We start from the raw sequence: 18,823 nt of genomic DNA on the forward strand, positions 1-18,823 counted from the left end.
AGTGAAATAGGCCTGATTTTGTGTGAAAAACGAATAAATTCAAAAAAAATGTAAGAATATGCCCATAAAAGCCTTTTCTTTGAACGACTTATCTTGACGGATGCGCGATCAAGTGGCACGCTACTTCCAACGGACCACGGGTGATAGTACCGAGTGAAGTAAGACAGCCCCCACGGGAGGATGCATATGATCAAGTCCGAATTGATTAACAAAATTGCAGAAGAGAACCCTCATCTTTTTCATCGGGATGTGGAACGAATTGTTTCGAAGATTTTTGATGAAATTACAGGTGCACTTTCTCGCGGTGACCGTGTTGAACTGCGCGGTTTCGGGGCTTTCTCGGTAAAAGAAAGACCAGCTCGTGTTGGGCGTAACCCACGTACGGGCGAGAAGGTGGATGTTTCCGCTAAAAGAGTTCCATACTTTAAAACTGGTAAACATCTACGCGAGCGCCTAAATAAATAGGCACGCGCTTTAACCACACTTGGAACTACATTATGGGCAAGTCCTTGTTACTCTTGATTCGCCGCCTTTTCTGGCTGCTTATGGGGCTTGCTCTGGTGTTTTTTGCGGTTAACAATCGTACGATGGTTCAAATTTCCTTTGAACCATTCTGGAGCGGCTTTTCTATGCCGCTTTACCTTCTCTTGTTCATTGGTATTTTTATTGGGCTTTTGGTTTCCGCTTTTGTAACCGGGTGGCTGCGCCTTGAGGGCTTCACAAAGCGCCGCAAAGCTGAACGCAGAGCTGGTTATCTTGAAGATCAAATGTCTGCCATGGCAGAGGATGCTTATGTAACGCAGGCTGCACGAGCGAGAGAAACAGCTCAAACTGGCGGTAGCGCGCTTGCCAAAACAGAGTAAAACAGGCTACATGCTGGCTTCAATCGTATCTCTTATTATAAGGCGACTGAACCATGAAACCTAGCGACCGCATTTACTGTGCTCTTGATACTGTTGAAACTCAAAAAGCTGTGGATTTAGCCAAAACACTGAATGGTGTTGTTGGCGGTATTAAGCTTGGTCTTGAGTTTTACTGCGCGAACGGTGCGGATGGTTTTAAAGCGGTTGCTGAAACGGGTATGCCGATTTTCCTCGATCTGAAATTCCATGACATTCCAAATACTGTTGCGGGAGCTATAAGAGCGGTCGCACCACTTGGCCCGAAAATCCTGACCATTCACACTCAAGGTGGACCTGAGATGATGCGCCGTGCGGCGGAAACTGCTGCGGAAGAGGCTGCAAAGCATGGTCATGCGAAGCCGTGGGTAACAGGTGTTACTATCCTTACCAGTTTGGATGATTCGGATATGAAGGCGATTGGTGTTGAGGATGTGGTTGCTGATCAGGTTGCCCGCTTAGCAGCTCTTGGTGCAGCAAATGGTCTTGACGGGATGGTATGTAGCCCTCGCGAAATAACATTGGCACGTGCTGCAACAAACCCTGATTTCAAGCTTGTTGTGCCTGGTATTCGCCCAGCAGGCAGTGCGGCTGGAGATCAGAAAAGGGTGATGACCCCCTTTGATGCCGTAGAAGCCGGAGCTGATGTTTTGGTGATTGGTCGCCCAATTACTCAGGCAGATGATCCGCGAGCTGCCGCAGAAGCTATTGCAAACAGCATTAATGGTTAATTTCGGCGTTTAGGACAAAGCTTTTCTGACCTGTGGCATGATTCTGCGGCTCACAGGAATGGTTTGCGCCTCTGTGAGTTTTAAAGTCCCCTGGCCGGAAGTTTCTCTTACAAGTTCAAGAATATGATGTGTGTTCACAAGGTAAGATCGGTGAACGCGCATAAAACTGCTGGGTAAAGTTTGTTCAAACCTTGAAAGCCTGGCGGTATGCAGCAGGGTCATGCCGCCTTTAAGGTGTATCTCTACATAATCTCCAGCTGCCTGACAGTAGATGATTTGCTTTGTGTTGATACGTTTGATTTTCCCGGCTTCCGAAATCTGGATTATGCTTGGGTTGTCATTTTCCTGCTTGCTTTCCAAGACCAGTTGTAGCTTGTCGGCGCGTTTTTGTTCCGAGAGCAAAAGTGCCCGTTTTTCTTCCAGTAAAGTGGCGTGATCCCAGAATAAAAAGATAAAGAGCAAGGCTACGGAATAATAATAATAGGTATCTAAAAATGCATTAGGTGCGGCGATAATAATGACCGCGAACAGGAAAAGCACCACTGTGTAGATTTTTGCGTGGGGCTTCTGTTTGTAAATACCGTGGCTCGTTAATAGAAAAGCTCCTATCGTTGGCCCAAGCATGGCAAAGGCCGCTTTATCATTAAAGGATGGTTCTATAAATGCAGGCAACTGCAGCATGAGAAGGCCAGCAAAAAAATAGGCGGATCGGATGTTGGGACAGAACTTTTGGAATATATAATAAAACAGGAAACTACCCGTCAGCCCTGAGAAAAGGGCTACGAGAATAAGCCTTATTTCCTGAAAGGGGTATTCATACTGAAAGAGTCCGCGGGTGATTTCGGCAAAAAGCTGTAACACAGTGAAAAGCGCACCAAGCGGCAAAGCTAGCCCCTCTAAAATATTCTCCTGCCGAATTCCCTGAAAACCAAAATAAAACATACCCACTAGCAAAATGCCCAAGGGTATAGCTGAGGATAGATAGTTCTTTAACGCAACATTTGGCGGATGGTTATAAGGGCCAATCGCAAGATAATGAATCGGCGATTTCAGAGCGATATAGCTATGATGGTTCGATAGGTGGATAACGAGGCTGTTTTTCCCTGCTCTGATTTGCTGGCGCGGTAAGGAGAAGACAGCATCCATTTTTCCAGGGATTTCATTCATTGCATTAGAGGCTGGCTTCCCATTGTGCCCTAGTAGAGATCCATTCCAATATAAACTGCTTGAAATGGTGCCTGAGATGAAAAGCCCCAGTGGTTCTGGTTGCTTTAATACCTCGTCCGCAACCGTGACAGTTGCTTTAACCCAAGCTGACTTCTTATGTGGTTTGATGTCATAGAAACTGGTTTTAGTGCAACGTGCATCCTCGAAATCTGGCATTGAAGCAGCGTCACTGTAACAGATGATTACATCTTTAATATGGGTGAATTTATCTTCGGCCAGTGAAGCTTGCGTTGCAATAATCCAGCAAAGAATTACCTGACCAAAGAATCTTATCAGAGATGTTTTTGTGTATGACATCCATGTACCGCTTATGGGAAAGACTATACCGTTTACCGAACTCAGGCAGAAACCTGCCGAAAAGTTATTAACCTGTTTATAGTTTTGACTATGCAGCGAGTAAATAACTATGGAAATACCAACAATTATCAAAAACAGTTTTATTGGTGCAGCTACTATTTTTGTGGCGAGTGCTATCGCATGCGCTGAAGATATGGTCGATATTCGTCTGAAGAAGGCAATCCAATACGACCAGCTCCTTGAAAAGCACCAACTCACTGGTCTGTCAGTTGCCGTCATTGATAACTATGAACTTGTTCATCTAATCGGTGCTGGAGAAAAAGACTACGGAACAGGCCAGTTGGTTGATCCTGATACCGCTTTTTCAACGGCCTCCGTTTCCAAGGCTATTACAGGTCTTATTGCAGTGATGCTGGTGGAACAAGGTGTGCTGGATTTGGATAAGCCAGTTTCAGTATATCTGAAGCGTTGGTCTTTGCCTGAAAGCGACTTCAATAAATACCAGCCTATCACACTACGCCATTTACTAACGCACACGGCAGGAACATCTCAAAGCGGGTTTGCTGATTATTATCCGGGTGACGATATTCCCACTCTGATTGAAAGCCTGAATGGTGAGAAGCTGGCTCGCTATAAGGAGCCTATTACTATTATGTGGGAGCCCAGGCAGAGGTTTAAATATAGTGGCGGCGGGTTTGTTGTAGCACAGGTAGCAATAGAGGATGTGACAGGAAAAACGCTCCCAGAATTAGCGAGAGAAATGTTGTTTGATCCACTTGGTATGCAAAATACGACCATGCATCAGGTTGGGCATCAGGATTTCCCAAAAAATGTTGCTAAAGCTCATGCGTTTGACAGAAGCCATTTTGGTGACGGTGGTGTTCTTATTAACCCACAACAGGCAGCAGGTGGTGTTTGGAGTAGCGCTGCAGATATGGCGAAGCTGGTTTTGGATATGCAGAAAGCACTCGCCAAAAAGCCCTCAAAGGTGATTTCTCCTTGGGTGGCGAAGACTGTTACCTCGATTCAAACATTTAAAAAAGCAGGTGGTTGGGGCCTTGGTTGGGCAAGGTATGAAGCGCAAGGTAATCTCGATTGGTTTTCGCACCTCGGCTATAACACCGGCATTGGCGGCGCTGTAATGGGCAGTATGGAAGGCGGGAAAGCCATTATCGCTTTTGGAAATGGGGTCCACCGAGTGCGGGTGCCTGCCATTAATGAGGTGATCGCAACAACTATTAAAACACTGGGGTGGAAGCGAGAGATACAGGTAAGTGAGACGGATATACCTGATGAAATTCGGTCTCGTATTGTTGGGCATTACCGGAATTTGAACACGGGGTATTGGTCTCCGTTTCATGAAGTAGTGACAATTGAAGAGAGGGATGGTGCTTTGTGGCTTGATAATTCAATCAAGCGCAGAGCCCCTCGAAAGCTTATTCATATCGGAGAAGGCAGGTTCAAGATGGATGAATTCAATGGAAGTGAAATTACCATTGAAAAGAATCCTTCCGATCAATCATGGTACTTAACTATGGGCCGTAAAGGCATGAATTCGAAGGCCTATGCTCTAAGAAAATTAACACCCGGTTATAAGTTGCCATATGACCTTATTTATGAAGGGCAATTTGATGCCGCTCTGGCGGCTTATAAAGCCTGGAAACAGGAAGCGCCTGAAAGTAGCCTTCTAACTGTGCGTAATCTTTTACAGGAAGCGGCGTATGCGGCTGAGAATAATCAACAGACTATAGCGAAAGATTTCTACAGGATTGCTCTGCATTTTTACCCTGAAAATTCAGAGGTGTTGGAGAAACTTAAAGCTTTATAGGTGCTGATCGCCCCACGGGGCGATCCTATTTCAGGGTATTTGAAACCCATAACTTCAGGGTTTGTTCAGCTATTTCAAAATGACTTTTATCTGATGTGGCAACAGCTTGGGTCATAGCGCCTTGAAGGCTGCTGATCATAAAAGAAGCAATAGCACTTGCATCCACTGATGGTGCGCCGGAGGAAATGGCTGTTTCTGTCCAGCCTTTCACCTGCATGAAGAATGAAAGAACTTTAGCAGCAACAGATTCGGGCAGGTAACTTGCTTCTGAACCCAGCATGCAACAAAGGCATACCTTATCGTCGCCGTATAGGGCGGTTCTGTATGTACCAATAAGGCAGTCGAGGCGCTGTCTTACTTCATAAATGGATGTTGCTTCAGGCTCGCCGAGCGATTCGAGAATTTTCTCGGTATACCGGCTGACAACAGCCTCTCCTAAGTCTGCTTTTTGCGGAAAATGATAATGCACGCTGGCGCTTTTCACACCAACTTCAGTGGCTAAATCCCGGAAACTGACGGCGTCAAAACCGCCGGAACGCATGTGTCTTTCTGCGGCATCCAATATTTCTTGTGCTTTTGGCGAATATGTTTTTGTCATCTTTCTACTATCTATCAGAAGATAGGCTGTTGACAAGTGCCAACAACATACCCATGTTATTTTCATTATCTATCTACTGATAGGTAAGTAAGTAAAAAAGAGGAGATTTCAATGAAGGTTTATGAATATAAGGGTTTCCCAAACCCAGCTCGTGTCCGTTTGGCTCTCGCGGAAAAAGGTTTGATTGATGATGTGGAATTTATCCATGTAGATGTGATGGCGGGTGAACACCGTACACCTGAATTTCTGGCAAAAAACCCATCAGGTGTGGTGCCAGTACTGGAACTTGACGATGGTACTATTCTTTCTGAATCGGCAGCGATTACAGATTATGTTGATCACGTAACTGGAGATCAGGATCTTACAGGGAAAACGGCCACTGAACGTGGCAAAATCCATATGATCCAGCGTAAGGTCGAAGATGGCCTTCTTGAGGCAGTTGGTGCGTATTTCCACCATGCGACTGACGGTCTTGGCCCGGATATAGAAACATATCAGAATGCGGATTGGGGTAATTTCCGCCACGGTGTAGCGCTGAAGACTATGCGCTGGATGAATGAAATCCTTGAAGAGCGTGATTATTTGGCGGCTGATCATTTCACTGTGGCGGATATCACTGCGGTAGCTGGCTTTGCGTTTGCCGATTTTGCGAAAATTGAAATTCCAGAAGATTGTGCGAATGTAAAGGCTTGGCGTGAACGCGTTTCCGCGCGTCCATCTATGGCGCATGCAGTTTAAAAATTTCTGGCGCCTGCTGGCATGCGGGCGCCGCTACAGGAGAAGAGTGATGGATAAACATACAGATTTCTCAAAGCGTGTTTCCGTGCATGATGTAGAGAATGAGTGGCAAGCATCTCCGATGGCAGGAGTTGAACGGAAACTCCTTGACCGTCTAGGTGATGAAGTGGCGCGAGCTACAACGATTGTTCGGTATGCGCCGGAAAGCCATTTTTCCGCTCATACACATACGGGCGGTGAAGAATTCATTGTGCTTGATGGAGTATTTCAGGATGAGCATGGTGATTATCCCGCTGGCTCATATGTGCGTAACCCGCCAACCTCAAGCCATACTCCCCGCTCTGATGAAGGTTGCACCATCTTCGTGAAGCTATGGCAGTATGATATGGATGACCGTACTTTTGTACGCACGGATATGCATAAAATGGGCGCTGTTTCAGAAGTAAATCGCCCAGGCGTGAAAGTAACGCCGCTCTTTGAAGATGAGCGTGAGTTCGTCCGCCTTGAAACACTTTCTCCGGGCGTGGAAACTGAAATCGTGGCAGAAGGCGGGGCTGAATTGCTTGTACTTGCTGGCAGTTTTGAAGAAGAAGGTGAAACTTTCACAGAACGCAGCTGGCTCCGGGTGCCTGTTGGATATGTTGCCAAACTAAGAGCAGGCGAAGGTGGTGCGAAGATTTGGATGAAAACTGGCCACCTTAACTATGTAGCGCGTCCTTAGCTCTTAATCACATATTCCATGAAGGGCAAAACCCGCCCTTCAATGCTGCCTGATGGCACCGTTCGGGTGGTTTTTGCTCCCATATAACTATAGAAATCTTCAGCATATGGGTCTGCATGGATAGTGATTTTCGTGGCGCCTGCAGCTCGTGATGTTTCTTTCACCCAGTTGAATAGCTGTTTGCCAACCCCTCTGCCAATTGCATCTGGACAAATGAACAGCTTATCCAGCTCTGCATTTTTATCAGTGATTTCCAGTTGGGTAACACCAAGGATTTGCGAGCCTTCTTCAGCTACTACCACATGATGGTTTTCCAGGTCGCTTTTGGTGATGCGAAGTTCTTCGGTGCAGGCCTTCATAAAGGCTTCATCATATCCCCAATAAGCTTTTGAGCGCATGCAGAGATCATGAAGTGCATCAAGCTCACTACCGATAGCAGGTCTAAGTGTCATGCTCATTATCTTAGTTCCTTACGAATCATCAGCTTGAGGCCTGACCATATTTCATCGACCGCGCATACTTTTACATCAACAAGGCCAAGTGGCAGTGCAATTTCACGAATTGTATCTTCGGTGATAGTTGTTGGTACTTTGGAAGCCTTCTTTGGCCAGGAAACCCAGATCATACCATCGCGGTTTATCTGATTCATCAGATAGGGAAGGTCGGTCTCAAGATTAGTTCGTTCTTTATAGAAACCGTGGATAAAGTGGCAGTTTTCCTGAGTGTTTTCCTCTATTCTTAGGGGAAGTGGCCCCAGAAGTTCCGAATAGTTTTCTGGGGCGCCCACGAACCTGAGGCGAAAACCTTCTTTGATTCCCAGCTTTTTTATAAGTGGTGTACTTGAATAACCCGCCATAATATTCTCCCCTCACTTGTTGTTTATGTTGGCAGTTTTCTGGTGTATTTCAAGGCTTCAAAACCGCTGAAAACTGCGGTGTCTGAATCATCTTGCAATGCGTAATTACTTGCTGTATGAAGCCCACTTCACCGAACCGTCCGGCTGTTTAATGGGCTGCCGCGGGGGTTCTTGTTTACTATCTTTACGTATGTGAGGACAGAAAATGCCCAAGATGAAGACAAAAGCGAGCGTTAAAAAGCGCTTCAAGCTCACTGCTTCTGGTAAAGTACGCTCTGCTCAGGCCGGCAAACAGCACGGTATGATCAAGCGCACCAATAAGCAAATCCGTAACCAACGTGGCACAACTATTCTTAAAGATTGCGATGCGCAAATCGTTAAGAAGTTCATGCCTTACGGCTAAGCCACTCACGAATCTGAAGGTTAAGGAGAAATACCATGGCACGTGTTAAACGCGGTGTAACATCGCACGCTCGTCACAAGAAGGTTCTTGAGGAAGCTAAAGGCTACCGGGGCCGTCGCAAGAATACTATCAAAGTTGCTCGTCAAGCTGTTGAAAAAGCCGGTCAGTACGCATACCGCGACCGCAGAGCTAAGAAGCGCAATTTCCGCGCTCTTTGGATTCAGCGTATCAACGCTGGTTCGCGTCAGTTTGGTCTGCCATATGGCCAGTTCATGCACGGCCTTAAGCTCGCTGGTATCGAGCTTGACCGTAAAGTACTGAGCGACATTGCAATCAACGAAGCTGCTGCTTTTGAAGCGCTTGTGGAACAGGCTAAGGCCGCCCTTGCGAAATAAAGCTGGCTCGTAGATTTATCGCGACCAAATTTATGAAAAGGGGGTCTGGCCTGTGGCCGGATCCCCTTATTTTTTGTTTCATAGAAACTTCGTATTATTCATTTGAAACACTTGTGGTTTTGTAACTGGAAGAAAAATGCAGGAACAGATCTCATCCCTTAGGGAAGAAATTACAGCACAGGTTTCGGGCGCTGAAAACATGGCAGCCCTTGAGGAAATCCGTGTTGCGACACTTGGTAAAAAAGGCAGTGTATCAGGCTTGATGAAAGGCCTTGGTGGCATGTCTCCTGATGAACGCAAGGTGATGGGCCCTGCGTTAAACGGCCTGAAGACAGAAGTTGCTGATATTCTGGCAGCGCGCAAGGAAGTGCTTGAGGAAGTTGAACTTGAAGCCCGCCTCGCATCCGAGCGCGTTGATGTAACGCTGCCGGTGCAGGAACATGCAGCTGGTTCCGTTCACCCAATCAGCCAGGTTATGGATGAGATTGCAGAGATTTTTGCAGGCCTTGGTTTCGATGTGGCTGAAGGCCCAGATATTGAAACTGATTTCAATAACTTTACGGCACTGAATATTCCTGAAGAGCATCCTGCACGCCAGGACCACGATACATTTTACCTAAAGCCGGATGCTGAAGGTAACCGTAAAGTACTACGTACGCATACAAGCCCTGTGCAGGTTCGTACGATGATGTCAAAAGAGCCTCCGATCCGTATTATCGCGCCGGGCCGTACATATCGCAGCGATTCTGACGCAACGCACACACCGATGTTCCACCAGGTGGAAGGTCTTGTGATTGATAAAGATACGCATCTTGGGCACTTAAAAGGCACACTAGAAGCCTTCCTTAAAGCCTTCTTTGAAGTAGATGCTGTAACACTGCGTTTGCGCCCAAGTTATTTCCCGTTCACCGAGCCTTCAATGGAAGTGGATGTACAGTGCAGCTTTGATGGCGGCACAGTGAAAATTGGTGACGGTAACGACTGGCTTGAAATTCTGGGTTCAGGCATGGTGAACACGAAGGTTCTTGAGGCATGTGGTCTTGATCCGAATGTCTACCAAGGTTTCGCTTTCGGCTGCGGTATTGACCGCCTTGCAATGCTCAAATACGGCATGAACGATCTACGTGCCTTCTTTGATGCTGACCTGCGCTGGTTGAAGCATTACGGCTTCCAGGCGCTTGATCTGCCTACTATAGCCGGAGGAATGAGCCGATGAAATTTACACTGAACTGGCTCAAAGACCATCTAGATACGGATGCGAGCCTTGATGAAATTCTTGCAAAACTAAACGCGATCGGCCTTGAGGTTGATACGGTAACAAACCCTGCTGAAAAACTTGGCAGCTTCACCGTTGCTGAAGTTGTGGATGCCGTTAAACACCCTGATGCAGACAAACTGAAAGTGTGTACTGTAAATACGGGTTCTGAAACCATCACTGTTGTTTGTGGTGCACCCAACGCCCGCAAAGATATGAAGGTGGTTCTTGGCCGCCCAGGTGATTATGTGCCGGGCCTTGATGTAACACTGGCACTCCGTAAGGTACGCGGCGTTGAATCAAACGGTATGATGTGTTCTGCCGCTGAGCTTGAGCTTGGTGAAGATCATGATGGTATCCTTGATTTACCAGCTGATGCACCTGTCGGTACAAGCTATGTTGAATGGGCTGGTCTTGATGATCCGGTGATTGATATCGAAATCACTCCTAACCGTCAGGACTGTTTGGGTGTTTACGGTATTGCCCGTGATCTCGCAGCCGCTGGCCTGGGTACACTGAAGCCACTGGCTGTTGAGAAAATTGCTGGTGCATACGATAGTGACGTAACTGTCTCTATTGATCTGCCAGAAGAAGCAAAAGATGCATGTACTTATTTTGCTGGCCGTAAATTCACTGGCGTGAAAAATGGCCCAAGCCCACAGTGGATGCAGGACCGCCTTAAGGCAATTGGTTTGCGTCCAATCTCCGCGCTTGTGGATATCACTAACTATATCTCATACGAGTTTGGTCGCCCACTTCATGTTTATGATGCCGTGAAACTTCAGGGTAATCTGAAAGCACGTCTAGCAAATGAAGGCGAAAGCTTCCTCGCGCTTGATGATAAAGATTATACAGCAAACGGTTCAGAAACAGTGATTGCAGATGATGCGGCTGTTCTTGGTTTTGGTGGTATTATTGGTGGCGAAGAAAGTGGCTGTACAGAAGAGACGACAGATGTTGTTCTTGAAGTAGCGCTGTTTGATACAGTGCGTACTGCTTTCACGGGCCGTGACCACGGTATTAATACAGATGCCCGTTACCGTTTTGAACGTGGTGTAGACCCACTGTTTGTGGCAGATGCGGTTGAGATTGCGTCCAAGATGATCATGGATCTTTGTGGCGGCGAACCAAGCCATGTGTTCTCAGCTGGCGACACACCAGCATGGGACCGCAAGGTACCGTTCCGTTCAGAGCGTGTGAAAACCTTGGGTGGTCTTGATCTTCCGAAAGAAGACAGTGTCAAGATTCTGGAAACACTTGGTTTCGGCATTGAGGGCAATGATCCATACACAATCACAGTACCAAGCTGGCGCTGTGACGTGGTGGGCGAGCCTGATATCGTTGAGGAAGTACTCCGTATCCACGGATATGATTTTATTCCGAGTGTTCAACTGCCAGCAATAGACCATAAAGCTGGTTCAACGCTAAGCCCGCGTCAGAAACGTGCACGTGCCGTGAAGCGCAAGCTTGCGTCTGCTGGTATGCACGAAGCGGTAACATGGTCTTTCATGTACCGTGATCATGCTGAACTGTTTGGTGGCGGGCAGGACTGTCTGATGGTGGATAATCCAATTTCATCAGAGCTGAACTGCATGCGTCCAAGCATGCTGGCTAACCTGATGCAGGCAGCACAGCGCAACAAGGCACGCGGTGCATCAAGCGTTGCTCTCTTTGAAGTTGGTCAGGTATTCGCTGATGATACCGAGAAAGGCCAGTTGTTTGTTGTAACAGGTATTCGCACTGGCGTTTCAACTGAACGCCACTGGGCTCAGGCTTCAGAAGCGGTTTCTGTGTTTGATGCCAAGCGTGATGCGATTGCAGCTCTTGATGCGGCGGGTGCACCAACTGCCAACCTTCAGGTATTTACTGAAGCACCAAGTTATTATCACCCTGGTCGCTCAGGTACTCTTCGCCTTGGCCCGAAGAATATTCTGGCAAGCTTTGGTGAATTGCACCCGAAAGTGCTTAAGGCACTGGATGTGGATGGCCCGGTTGTTGGTTTTGAGGTGTTCCTTGATAAGATTCCAGCGAAACGCGGTAAATCTGTGGCTAAAGGTGCGCTAGAGGTTTCAAATCTTCAGTCTGTAGAGCGTGATTTCGCCTTTCTTGTGGATGCGGACGTTCAGGTGGCGAACTTGGTGCGTGCTATCCAAGGTGCAGATAAAGCGTTCATCAAGAAAGTGAATGTCTTTGATGTATATGAAGGCAAAGGTGTGCCAGAGGGGCAGAAGTCTATCGCGATCTCTACACTGCTAGAGCCGAAGAATGAGACTTTCTCTGATAAAGATATCGAGGCGATCTCTGCGAAAGTGGTAGCTGCGGCGGAAAAAGCTGTGAGCGCAACTTTGCGGGGCTAAAAAACACCTGATATAATAAAAAATCCCGATCGGGGCTTGCAAAATAGCTCCGTTCGGTTTTCATATACGGCTTGGGTAGTGATTGCTGCGAAGCAGCAGGGTATGTGCACGGGTTTTAATTGTGGCGGAAAAAAAGAATAAAAGCGCGAAAGGTAAAATGGGCTTAGGCCTTCGCCTGAAAGCATGGTGGGAAGGCTATGATGCGGATGAAATCCAGAAACGGATTGATGCACGGCTGCCTGATGAACCTGTTGAAGAAAAACCCAAGAAAGAAACTGCGGAAGAAACCAAAAGTAGCGAAGATATTGACCCTTGGAGCGATGAGGTTGTTGATATTGCCCAGTATATTTGGGGTAAAGGTTTTTGTGGTCCGGGTGGCCCCGAGTATATTATCTCCCTTTCCAAACTTTTAGCGCTTAGCCCTGAAATGTCCATGATGCAAATTGGTGCTGGCCTTGGTGGTCCTGCACGCGTGTTGGTGGACCGTTTCGGCGTTTGGATGACAGGCTACGAAGAAAGCGAAAACCTTGTTGAAAAAGGTCGTCAGCTTTCAAAAATGGCAGGGTTAGAGAAAAAAGCCGTACTTGCGCAGTATAACCCGGATGATATTGAAGGTTTTGATCGGAAATTTGATCGGGCGCTGTCAAAGGAAGCTCTTTTTACAATTAACGATAAACGCGGTGTTATCGAAAAAATTGAGGACAAGCTAAAGCCTGGTGGTTTGTTCCTGATGACAGAATATATGATCGATAACGATTCTGTACCAGGTAAAGACCGCTATAAAGAATGGGCTGTTGGTGAACGTAATCATCCTTGCCCAATTACTGCTGATGATATGGTAGGTATCCTTAAGGATAACCGTTTGCAGGTGCGTGTGTCTGAAGATATTTCCATGCAGTATATTGATATGATCAATCAGGCCTGGGCGGGTGCTGATGCAGTTGCAGCTAAACTGGCCAAGCAGGAAGACGGCGCGACAATGATTCAAACTCTTATGCGTGAAGCAGAGTTTTGGACACGCCGTAAGAAGATGCTGGAATCAGGTGATTTGAAACTATGGCGTATTGTGGCAAATAAGAAATCCACTGGCCCTAGTATGATGTCAGACTGGTAAGTCTTCAGCAAAAGCTGCTTTTAGCATATTTTCCAGATCATCAGGCCGAACGGGCTTTTCCAGGTACCCTTTAAAAGACAGGTTATTGGCTCTTTCTCTAGATTCGTCACTTATATCTGAAGTGAGCGCAATGAAGGGTATAGTGCTTTCTGGTTCCTTATTCAGGAATTTTTCATACAGGTCAAAGCCATTCATATCTGGTAAAAAAAGATCGGTCAGTACGAGATCATAATCTTTGTCTGCCAGCATCTTGAGTGCTTCCACCCCTGTTTCAGCACACTCAATTTGGTATCCCGACATACGACTGATCATGCTTTTTATAATAAGCTGATTTACCTCAATGTCTTCCACATAGAGGATATGCTTCTCACCATTATCCATTTTCTGTCCGATCAGAAACCATTCTTATTCTTTATCAAGGGTTGCAGAAGTAGCCTTTATAGGAAAGAGTATTTTTCTGACTATTTAGTTAACTTTGAAGATAATGGGTGGTGAATGTTATGATCACGCTATATACGGCCTCCACGCCGAATGGTTACAAAGCGGCAATTACCCTTGAGGAACTGAGTGCTGAATATGAAGCCAAACCTTTGAGCTTTGATAAGAAAGAGCAAAAAGAGGATTGGTATTTAGCCATTAATCCAAATGGCCGTATTCCGGCTATTATTGATCATGACAATGATGATTTTATTGTATTCGAATCTGGCGCGGTGATGATGTATCTGGCGGAAAAGTTCGGGGGGCTCTTACCTACTGAAACTCAAGCCCGTTCGCGTGCAATCCAGTGGTTGATGTTTCAGATGGGCGGTGTAGGCCCCATGCAAGGGCAGGCACATGTGTTCCACCGGTATTTCCCAGAGAAAATTCCAGCAGTTATTGATAGGTACCAAACAGAAACTCGCCGCCTTTACGAGGTGTTGAATACGCAGCTTGGCAGAAGCGAATATCTTGCGGGCAAGAATTATTCGATTGCTGATATCGCCAATTTTTGCTGGGTGAGATCTTATGAATGGGCGGGTGTAAGTATTGATGGACTTGATCACCTGGAACGGTGGCTGAACAGTATCAATGAAAGAGAAGCTGTTCAGCGTGGGTTGCTTGTTCCGCCAAAGGTAGATCCGGAAGATAAGAAAAACACCGGGCAAACTATGATTAAATCTTAGCCCCGTATGCAGAAGTTTGAGGTAGCGTTTACGGCGTTATCCCAATTTTCCTGCTCTGTATGGCCAGAAGCTTTACGTGGTTTAAAACCATGGTCACCATCAGGCAGCCAATGCATTTCAAAGTTTTGGGGCAGAGATAAACTTTCAGCAAATTCTTTGCCGCCAAATGTATCTCTTTCGCCTTGAGCGATAAATACAGGCTTTTTGATTTCACTAAAATGCTCAGTACGGAGCTTTTCAGGTTTTCCTGGCGGGTGAAACGGATATCCAAGCAGTACAAGGCCGTCAGCAATAGAGGCATCTTCAGCAAGCAACATACTCGCCATTCGGCCCCCCATAGATTTGCCGCCTATAAATACTTTTTCTCTGGGGCCTATATGGTTGATAAGCTCTCGATAATGTTCGAGAAGCACAGGTGCTCTGTCGGGTGGTCGTTTCTTTCCGTCTTCCATGCGTTTTGTCATGTAAGGGAAGTTAAAGAGAATAACTTCCAATCCTGTCTTGGCTAATTCAGTGGCAAAATATTCCATGAATGGATGATCCATGCCAGCGCCTGCACCGTGGGCTAGAATAAGTGCCGTGTTATTTTTTGTGCCAAATGATTTAAACTGTAACGTCATATCTGTAAGACTTTGATTAGATGTTAAATACCCGCTCTTGCTGGAGGGGTTCTGTATATTCTGATTTGGGTAAAACAGAAAAAAGCAAAGAGCAATGTGTTTGATAAGCGCTTATAGGGGGTGCAAAGATATGAAACAGTTATATTTGCTCAGGCACGCTAAATCCTGCTGGAAAAGTGATTTCAGCTGTGATCACAATCGTCATTTAAATAAGCGTGGGTATAGGGCAGCTGCAAAGATTGGGAAAAGGTTTGCCGAGATGCAAATACAGCCTGATTTAGTTCTTTGTTCCACGGCCACTCGTGCACAAGAAACCTTCTCTGGTATTGTTGAGGCGGGTGGATTTGAATGGAATATGAAGCCTGAACCAAGATTATATGGGGCCAGTGCTAACACTATTCTTGCGATTATCAAAGAATATGGCCCTGCTGTAAATAACCTAATGATCATTGGTCATAATCCAGGCCTTGAGGATGCCGCGATGGCACTTTCTACCAAAGGCAAAAAGTCATTGTTTGATCGCCTTTACCACAAAGTACCTACCGGGAGCTTCATTTCTATAGAGTTTGATGTACCGTGTTTTTCAGATGTTTCTGCCCGCAGTGGTAAGCTGATTGACTTTATGCGTCCAAAGATAGAATTCGCTTAATCAGGATTTGAAAATATAGGAATTAAACGCGTAACCTAATCTAAGTGTTGTGCAACTGAACCAAAGTTACCTTGCATTTCTGCTCGACAGACTTCCCTAAAACGCATCTAAGTGTTATTACCATATATGTTTTTCTCGGGAGTTGATGCGAGTGCAATCTAGTATGAAGCTGATTTTGGGTTTGTTGCTCATGTTGCTGCTTGCGGCATGTGACCCTATTGCACGCAAAACATCCAGCTCCACAGCAATGATTGGCATGAAGGCTATTATCAAGGCTGAAGGCCGTGAGGTTACATCAGAAATCACTGATGTTGACGGTAAATATGTGTCCGTTGATTGGTCTGACTGGAATGGTAATCATTTGCGTACTGTTAAGATGTACCGTGGCCTATATCCAGTGGGTGGCGTACGTCATAATGGTCAGTATGAATATGATTTCAATGAATCAAAACTGGAAGGGTTATTCCCACTGGAAAAAGGGAATGAGGCTAGTTTTGAAGGCACTTTTACCCACTTTGAAGAAAACTCAACGTATCAATTTTGGGTGCATATGAGTGTTGAAGGCGAAAAAGAAATTTCCCTACCGTCAGGTGATCGTAAAGTATTTGTAATTCATGTAACAACCGAATTTGATATTGAGGGGAAAAAACAGCGCCAAAGAGAGAAGCTGTATTATGATCCCGAATACAATATGATTCTCAAAAAGAACTTTTATCAAAAATACCGCCAAAGCCATTGGCGCGCTATTTCAATTATTCTACCCGGCGATGCCGATCAGATTGCACCACAAAGGCGCCGTTCCGGCACGGTATTGATTTAGTCAACGTGTAAAAATTGCTGTGTCAGTCATATCAACAGCAACTTCTCGAAGATATTCCCCCTTACATGGGCCTAGGATGCATTTACCGCTTTCATGGTTAAACAGCGCACCGTGTGTGCGGCAAATAAGGTGACTACCTTCAATATTCAGAAAGTTTTCATCGAACATATTTAGAGGGGTGCCTGCATGAGGGCAGCGATTGTCATAGACCTTGATGATACCATCTTTTTTCTGAACTAAAACACTTACCCGAAACCGATCTTCCCGAAAGATTATTTCTTTCCCGCCGTGTTCAGGTAAATCTGCCAGATTACATAACTTAGTACCTGCAGGAGGTCCTGCTGGTAGATCTTCCAGATGAAGGGGGGATGGCTTTTTCATTAGTCAAAAGAACAATCGCTATACATTTCAGCCCATGCTTTATCATCAATGGCCATGACTGATAGACGGGATTGGCGAACCAGTGCGATGTGTGCAAGACTTTCCCGTGATTTAATTTCGGTAAGATTCAGCGGGGTTTTTGCGCTTTTTTCTGCCTTCAGGTCAACAAGGCAAAAACGGCCTTTTTCATCATCTGGGTCAGGGTATGGCCCTCGGGCAACGGAACATAGGCCAACAATTTCACGGGATTTGCCCGAATGGTAGAAGAAGACCAGATCCCCTTCTTCCATAGCTTTCATGTTTTTCTGGGCCTGGAAGTTACGAACACCATCCCAGGGTTCTTGCGGCACAGAGAGTTGATCTTCCCATGACCAGTCACCCGGTTCAGATTTTACCAACCAATATGCCATAAGGTGTTCCTTTATTCAGATTGTGCCCAAACGCCGACTGCTGCCTTCCAGGGCTTTATCTCTACTTTCTCAAAAAGCCCTGCGGTGGCATAGGGGTCATTATCTGCAAAAAGCTGCACCGCTGCATCACTTGCTGCATCAATGATAATCACGCTGCCAATTGGCTTCGGATCTTCCCCAACAGATAAAAGTGGTCCAGCAACTTTCAGGCGATCGCCGGCAGTTTCCAAGTAAGCCAAGTGATCGGGACGAACAGACATGCGCAGATCAACGCTGTTTGCTTTATCCGTGCAGGTAATTACATAGAGCATCTATTCCTCCTATACGCCTTCTTCTGTAAATGGTCTGGTCATAAGCTTTTCCATAACCTTATTTACATTCTGACCTTCTTTTAAAATATGATAAACCGCTGCAGTAATAGGCATATCAATCCCTTTTTCCACTGCGAGTTTATGAACAATTTCTACTGTATGTGCGCCCTCTGCCACTGAGTTTCGTTCAGCCATAATTTCAGCAAAGGTTCTGCCTTCACCAATAGCTTTGCCTAGCGACATATTCCGGGACTGTGTACTGGAACATGTGAGAATTAAGTCGCCAAGACCAGATAAGCCCATTAAGGTCTCGGGATTAGCGCCATATAGTTCACCGAAACGAACAATTTCTGCCAAACCACGGGTGATAACAGCAGCACGGGCATTTTCACCAATACTCAGACCGGAAACAATGCCCGTGGCAATCGCCAGTACATTCTTAATTGCGCCGCCAATTTGGGCTCCAACCACATCATCATTATAATACGGACGGAAAGTTGGTTGGCCTAATGCGTCAATCAGGGCTTCGCCTAAAGCTTTATCTTTTGCAGCCAGTGTAAGTGCACAAGGCAAACCATTGGCCACCTCCGCAGCAAACGTAGGGCCAGACAGGATACAAGCTGGGTTGTTTGGCGCTGTTTCTTCAAGTACCTCACTCAGCAGCTTGCCGCTTGAAACCTCAATACCCTTGGAGCAAATAACCAGAGGTACACCTGGCTTTAGGTGCGTGACAAGTTCGGCAGACATAGTGCGAAGATGTTGGGCCGGGCTAACAATAAGGATTGCGTCGCTATCGGAAAGGTCAGCCATATCACCGGTTGCGATGAGCTTTTCGCTTAATGCCACGCCTTTCAGGAATACGGTGTTTTCATGGGTATTATTGATTGCAGAAACAACTTCAGGCTCTCTTGCCCATATAGTGGTTTCCCGACCTGCTGCAACTGCAGCGGCCGCTAGCGCGGTTCCCCATGCTCCTGCCCCTAAAACACCAATCTTATGCACTCAAAGTCTCCTGAAATTTTCTATAGTTTGCCTGCTCTCGTAGACACT

Annotated in this window: 24 protein-coding genes; 14 read left to right on the plus strand and 10 right to left on the minus strand. The window is 46.2% G+C overall.

Going from position 1 to position 18,823, the window contains the following annotated elements; translation table 11 throughout:
• Positions 1-186: 186 nt before the first annotated feature.
• The 3 genes from MF542_RS12620 to pyrF are packed head-to-tail and all read left to right on the plus strand — an operon-like array spanning position 187 to position 1,630.
• Entirely contained in the window at positions 187-465 is a 279-nt protein-coding gene (locus MF542_RS12620; RefSeq protein ID WP_247019977.1) for an integration host factor subunit beta, read from the plus strand.
• 44 nt (positions 466-509) lie between these two features.
• Positions 510-863, plus strand: coding sequence for a LapA family protein (locus MF542_RS12625; RefSeq protein ID WP_247019979.1), 354 nt, complete (start codon positions 510-512; stop codon positions 861-863).
• A gap of 53 nt (positions 864-916) precedes the next feature.
• Positions 917-1,630 carry an orotidine-5'-phosphate decarboxylase gene (gene pyrF / locus MF542_RS12630; RefSeq protein ID WP_247019980.1) on the plus strand — a complete coding sequence of 238 codons (714 nt, stop codon included), beginning with the start codon at positions 917-919 and terminating at the stop codon, positions 1,628-1,630.
• A 9-nt stretch (positions 1,631-1,639) separates the two neighbouring features.
• On the opposite strand, the gene MF542_RS12635 is transcribed toward pyrF, so the two are convergent.
• Positions 1,640-3,154 carry a LytTR family DNA-binding domain-containing protein gene (locus MF542_RS12635; protein ID WP_247019982.1) on the minus strand — a complete coding sequence of 505 codons (1,515 nt, stop codon included), beginning with the start codon at positions 3,152-3,154 and terminating at the stop codon, positions 1,640-1,642.
• 109 nt (positions 3,155-3,263) lie between these two features.
• Here MF542_RS12635 and MF542_RS12640 point away from each other — a divergent pair, with 109 nt between their 5' ends.
• Positions 3,264-4,982, plus strand: coding sequence for a serine hydrolase domain-containing protein (locus MF542_RS12640; protein WP_247019984.1), 1,719 nt, complete (start codon positions 3,264-3,266; stop codon positions 4,980-4,982).
• Between the two features lie 25 nt (positions 4,983-5,007).
• On the opposite strand, the gene MF542_RS12645 is transcribed toward MF542_RS12640, so the two are convergent.
• A complete protein-coding gene (locus MF542_RS12645) occupies positions 5,008-5,580 on the minus strand; it encodes a TetR/AcrR family transcriptional regulator (protein WP_247019986.1) in 573 nt (190 codons plus the stop codon).
• A 111-nt stretch (positions 5,581-5,691) separates the two neighbouring features.
• Between MF542_RS12645 and MF542_RS12650 the strand changes: the two genes are divergently transcribed.
• Both MF542_RS12650 and MF542_RS12655 read left to right on the plus strand, forming a co-directional pair.
• Positions 5,692-6,318 (plus strand): glutathione S-transferase family protein, encoded by a 627-nt coding sequence (locus MF542_RS12650; RefSeq protein WP_247019988.1) that lies wholly within the window; start codon positions 5,692-5,694, stop codon positions 6,316-6,318.
• Between the two features lie 49 nt (positions 6,319-6,367).
• Positions 6,368-7,039 (plus strand): cupin domain-containing protein, encoded by a 672-nt coding sequence (locus MF542_RS12655; protein WP_247019990.1) that lies wholly within the window; start codon positions 6,368-6,370, stop codon positions 7,037-7,039.
• Here the strand turns inward: MF542_RS12655 and MF542_RS12660 are convergent.
• A complete protein-coding gene (locus tag MF542_RS12660) occupies positions 7,036-7,497 on the minus strand; it encodes a GNAT family N-acetyltransferase (protein WP_247019992.1) in 462 nt (153 codons plus the stop codon). The two genes, MF542_RS12655 and MF542_RS12660, sit on opposite strands and share 4 nt — an antisense overlap.
• Positions 7,497-7,895 carry a DUF3052 family protein gene (locus MF542_RS12665; protein WP_247019994.1) on the minus strand — a complete coding sequence of 133 codons (399 nt, stop codon included), beginning with the start codon at positions 7,893-7,895 and terminating at the stop codon, positions 7,497-7,499. Before MF542_RS12665 ends, MF542_RS12660 begins: the two co-directional genes overlap by 1 nt.
• A gap of 205 nt (positions 7,896-8,100) precedes the next feature.
• Here MF542_RS12665 and rpmI point away from each other — a divergent pair, with 205 nt between their 5' ends.
• The 5 genes from rpmI (at position 8,101) to MF542_RS12690 (ending at position 13,419) form a co-directional block, all read left to right on the plus strand.
• Entirely contained in the window at positions 8,101-8,298 is a 198-nt protein-coding gene (gene rpmI / locus MF542_RS12670) for a 50S ribosomal protein L35 (protein ID WP_247019996.1), read from the plus strand.
• 35 nt (positions 8,299-8,333) lie between these two features.
• Positions 8,334-8,693, plus strand: a complete 360-nt coding sequence (rplT, locus tag MF542_RS12675) for a 50S ribosomal protein L20 (RefSeq protein WP_247019998.1) — start codon at positions 8,334-8,336, stop codon at positions 8,691-8,693.
• Between the two features lie 136 nt (positions 8,694-8,829).
• Positions 8,830-9,909 carry a phenylalanine--tRNA ligase subunit alpha gene (gene pheS, locus MF542_RS12680; protein WP_247020000.1) on the plus strand — a complete coding sequence of 360 codons (1,080 nt, stop codon included), beginning with the start codon at positions 8,830-8,832 and terminating at the stop codon, positions 9,907-9,909.
• On the plus strand, positions 9,906-12,305 hold the full coding sequence (gene pheT / locus MF542_RS12685) for a phenylalanine--tRNA ligase subunit beta (RefSeq protein WP_247020002.1): 2,400 nt from the start codon (positions 9,906-9,908) through the stop codon (positions 12,303-12,305). Before pheS ends, pheT begins: the two co-directional genes overlap by 4 nt.
• A 121-nt stretch (positions 12,306-12,426) precedes the next feature.
• Complete coding sequence (locus MF542_RS12690) at positions 12,427-13,419, plus strand: SAM-dependent methyltransferase (RefSeq protein WP_247020004.1); 993 nt, start codon at positions 12,427-12,429, stop codon at positions 13,417-13,419.
• Here the strand turns inward: MF542_RS12690 and MF542_RS12695 are convergent.
• Positions 13,408-13,800, minus strand: coding sequence for a response regulator (locus MF542_RS12695; protein ID WP_247020006.1), 393 nt, complete (start codon positions 13,798-13,800; stop codon positions 13,408-13,410). The genes MF542_RS12690 and MF542_RS12695 overlap by 12 nt on opposite strands.
• A 119-nt stretch (positions 13,801-13,919) precedes the next feature.
• On the opposite strand from MF542_RS12695, the gene MF542_RS12700 reads away from it, so the two are divergent.
• Entirely contained in the window at positions 13,920-14,582 is a 663-nt protein-coding gene (locus MF542_RS12700) for a glutathione S-transferase family protein (RefSeq protein WP_247020008.1), read from the plus strand.
• On the opposite strand, the gene MF542_RS12705 is transcribed toward MF542_RS12700, so the two are convergent.
• Positions 14,579-15,202, minus strand: a complete 624-nt coding sequence (locus MF542_RS12705) for an alpha/beta fold hydrolase (protein WP_247020010.1) — start codon at positions 15,200-15,202, stop codon at positions 14,579-14,581. The two genes, MF542_RS12700 and MF542_RS12705, sit on opposite strands and share 4 nt — an antisense overlap.
• Positions 15,203-15,332: 130 nt before the next feature.
• Here MF542_RS12705 and MF542_RS12710 point away from each other — a divergent pair, with 130 nt between their 5' ends.
• Both MF542_RS12710 and MF542_RS12715 read left to right on the plus strand, forming a co-directional pair.
• The gene (locus tag MF542_RS12710) at positions 15,333-15,851 is read left to right on the plus strand and encodes a SixA phosphatase family protein (RefSeq protein ID WP_247020012.1); all 519 of its coding nucleotides are present in this window, start codon (positions 15,333-15,335) and stop codon (positions 15,849-15,851) included.
• Between the two features lie 151 nt (positions 15,852-16,002).
• A complete protein-coding gene (locus tag MF542_RS12715; protein WP_247020014.1) occupies positions 16,003-16,671 on the plus strand; it encodes a hypothetical protein in 669 nt (222 codons plus the stop codon).
• On the opposite strand, the gene MF542_RS12720 is transcribed toward MF542_RS12715, so the two are convergent.
• The 4 genes from MF542_RS12720 to MF542_RS12735 are packed head-to-tail and all read right to left on the minus strand — an operon-like array spanning position 16,672 to position 18,775.
• The gene (locus MF542_RS12720; protein ID WP_247020016.1) at positions 16,672-17,052 is read right to left on the minus strand and encodes a Rieske (2Fe-2S) protein; all 381 of its coding nucleotides are present in this window, start codon (positions 17,050-17,052) and stop codon (positions 16,672-16,674) included.
• Complete coding sequence (locus MF542_RS12725; protein ID WP_247020018.1) at positions 17,052-17,462, minus strand: EVE domain-containing protein; 411 nt, start codon at positions 17,460-17,462, stop codon at positions 17,052-17,054. The genes MF542_RS12720 and MF542_RS12725 overlap by 1 nt, the downstream gene beginning before the upstream one ends.
• Before the next feature lie 11 nt (positions 17,463-17,473).
• Positions 17,474-17,773 (minus strand): YciI family protein, encoded by a 300-nt coding sequence (locus MF542_RS12730; protein ID WP_247020020.1) that lies wholly within the window; start codon positions 17,771-17,773, stop codon positions 17,474-17,476.
• Positions 17,774-17,782: 9 nt separating this feature from the next.
• A complete protein-coding gene (locus MF542_RS12735; protein WP_247020022.1) occupies positions 17,783-18,775 on the minus strand; it encodes an NAD(P)H-dependent glycerol-3-phosphate dehydrogenase in 993 nt (330 codons plus the stop codon).
• Positions 18,776-18,823 lie beyond the last annotated feature (48 nt).

The organism is Kordiimonas laminariae (assembly GCF_023008165.1).
GTDB classification, from domain to species: Bacteria; Pseudomonadota; Alphaproteobacteria; order Sphingomonadales; family Kordiimonadaceae; genus Kordiimonas; species Kordiimonas laminariae.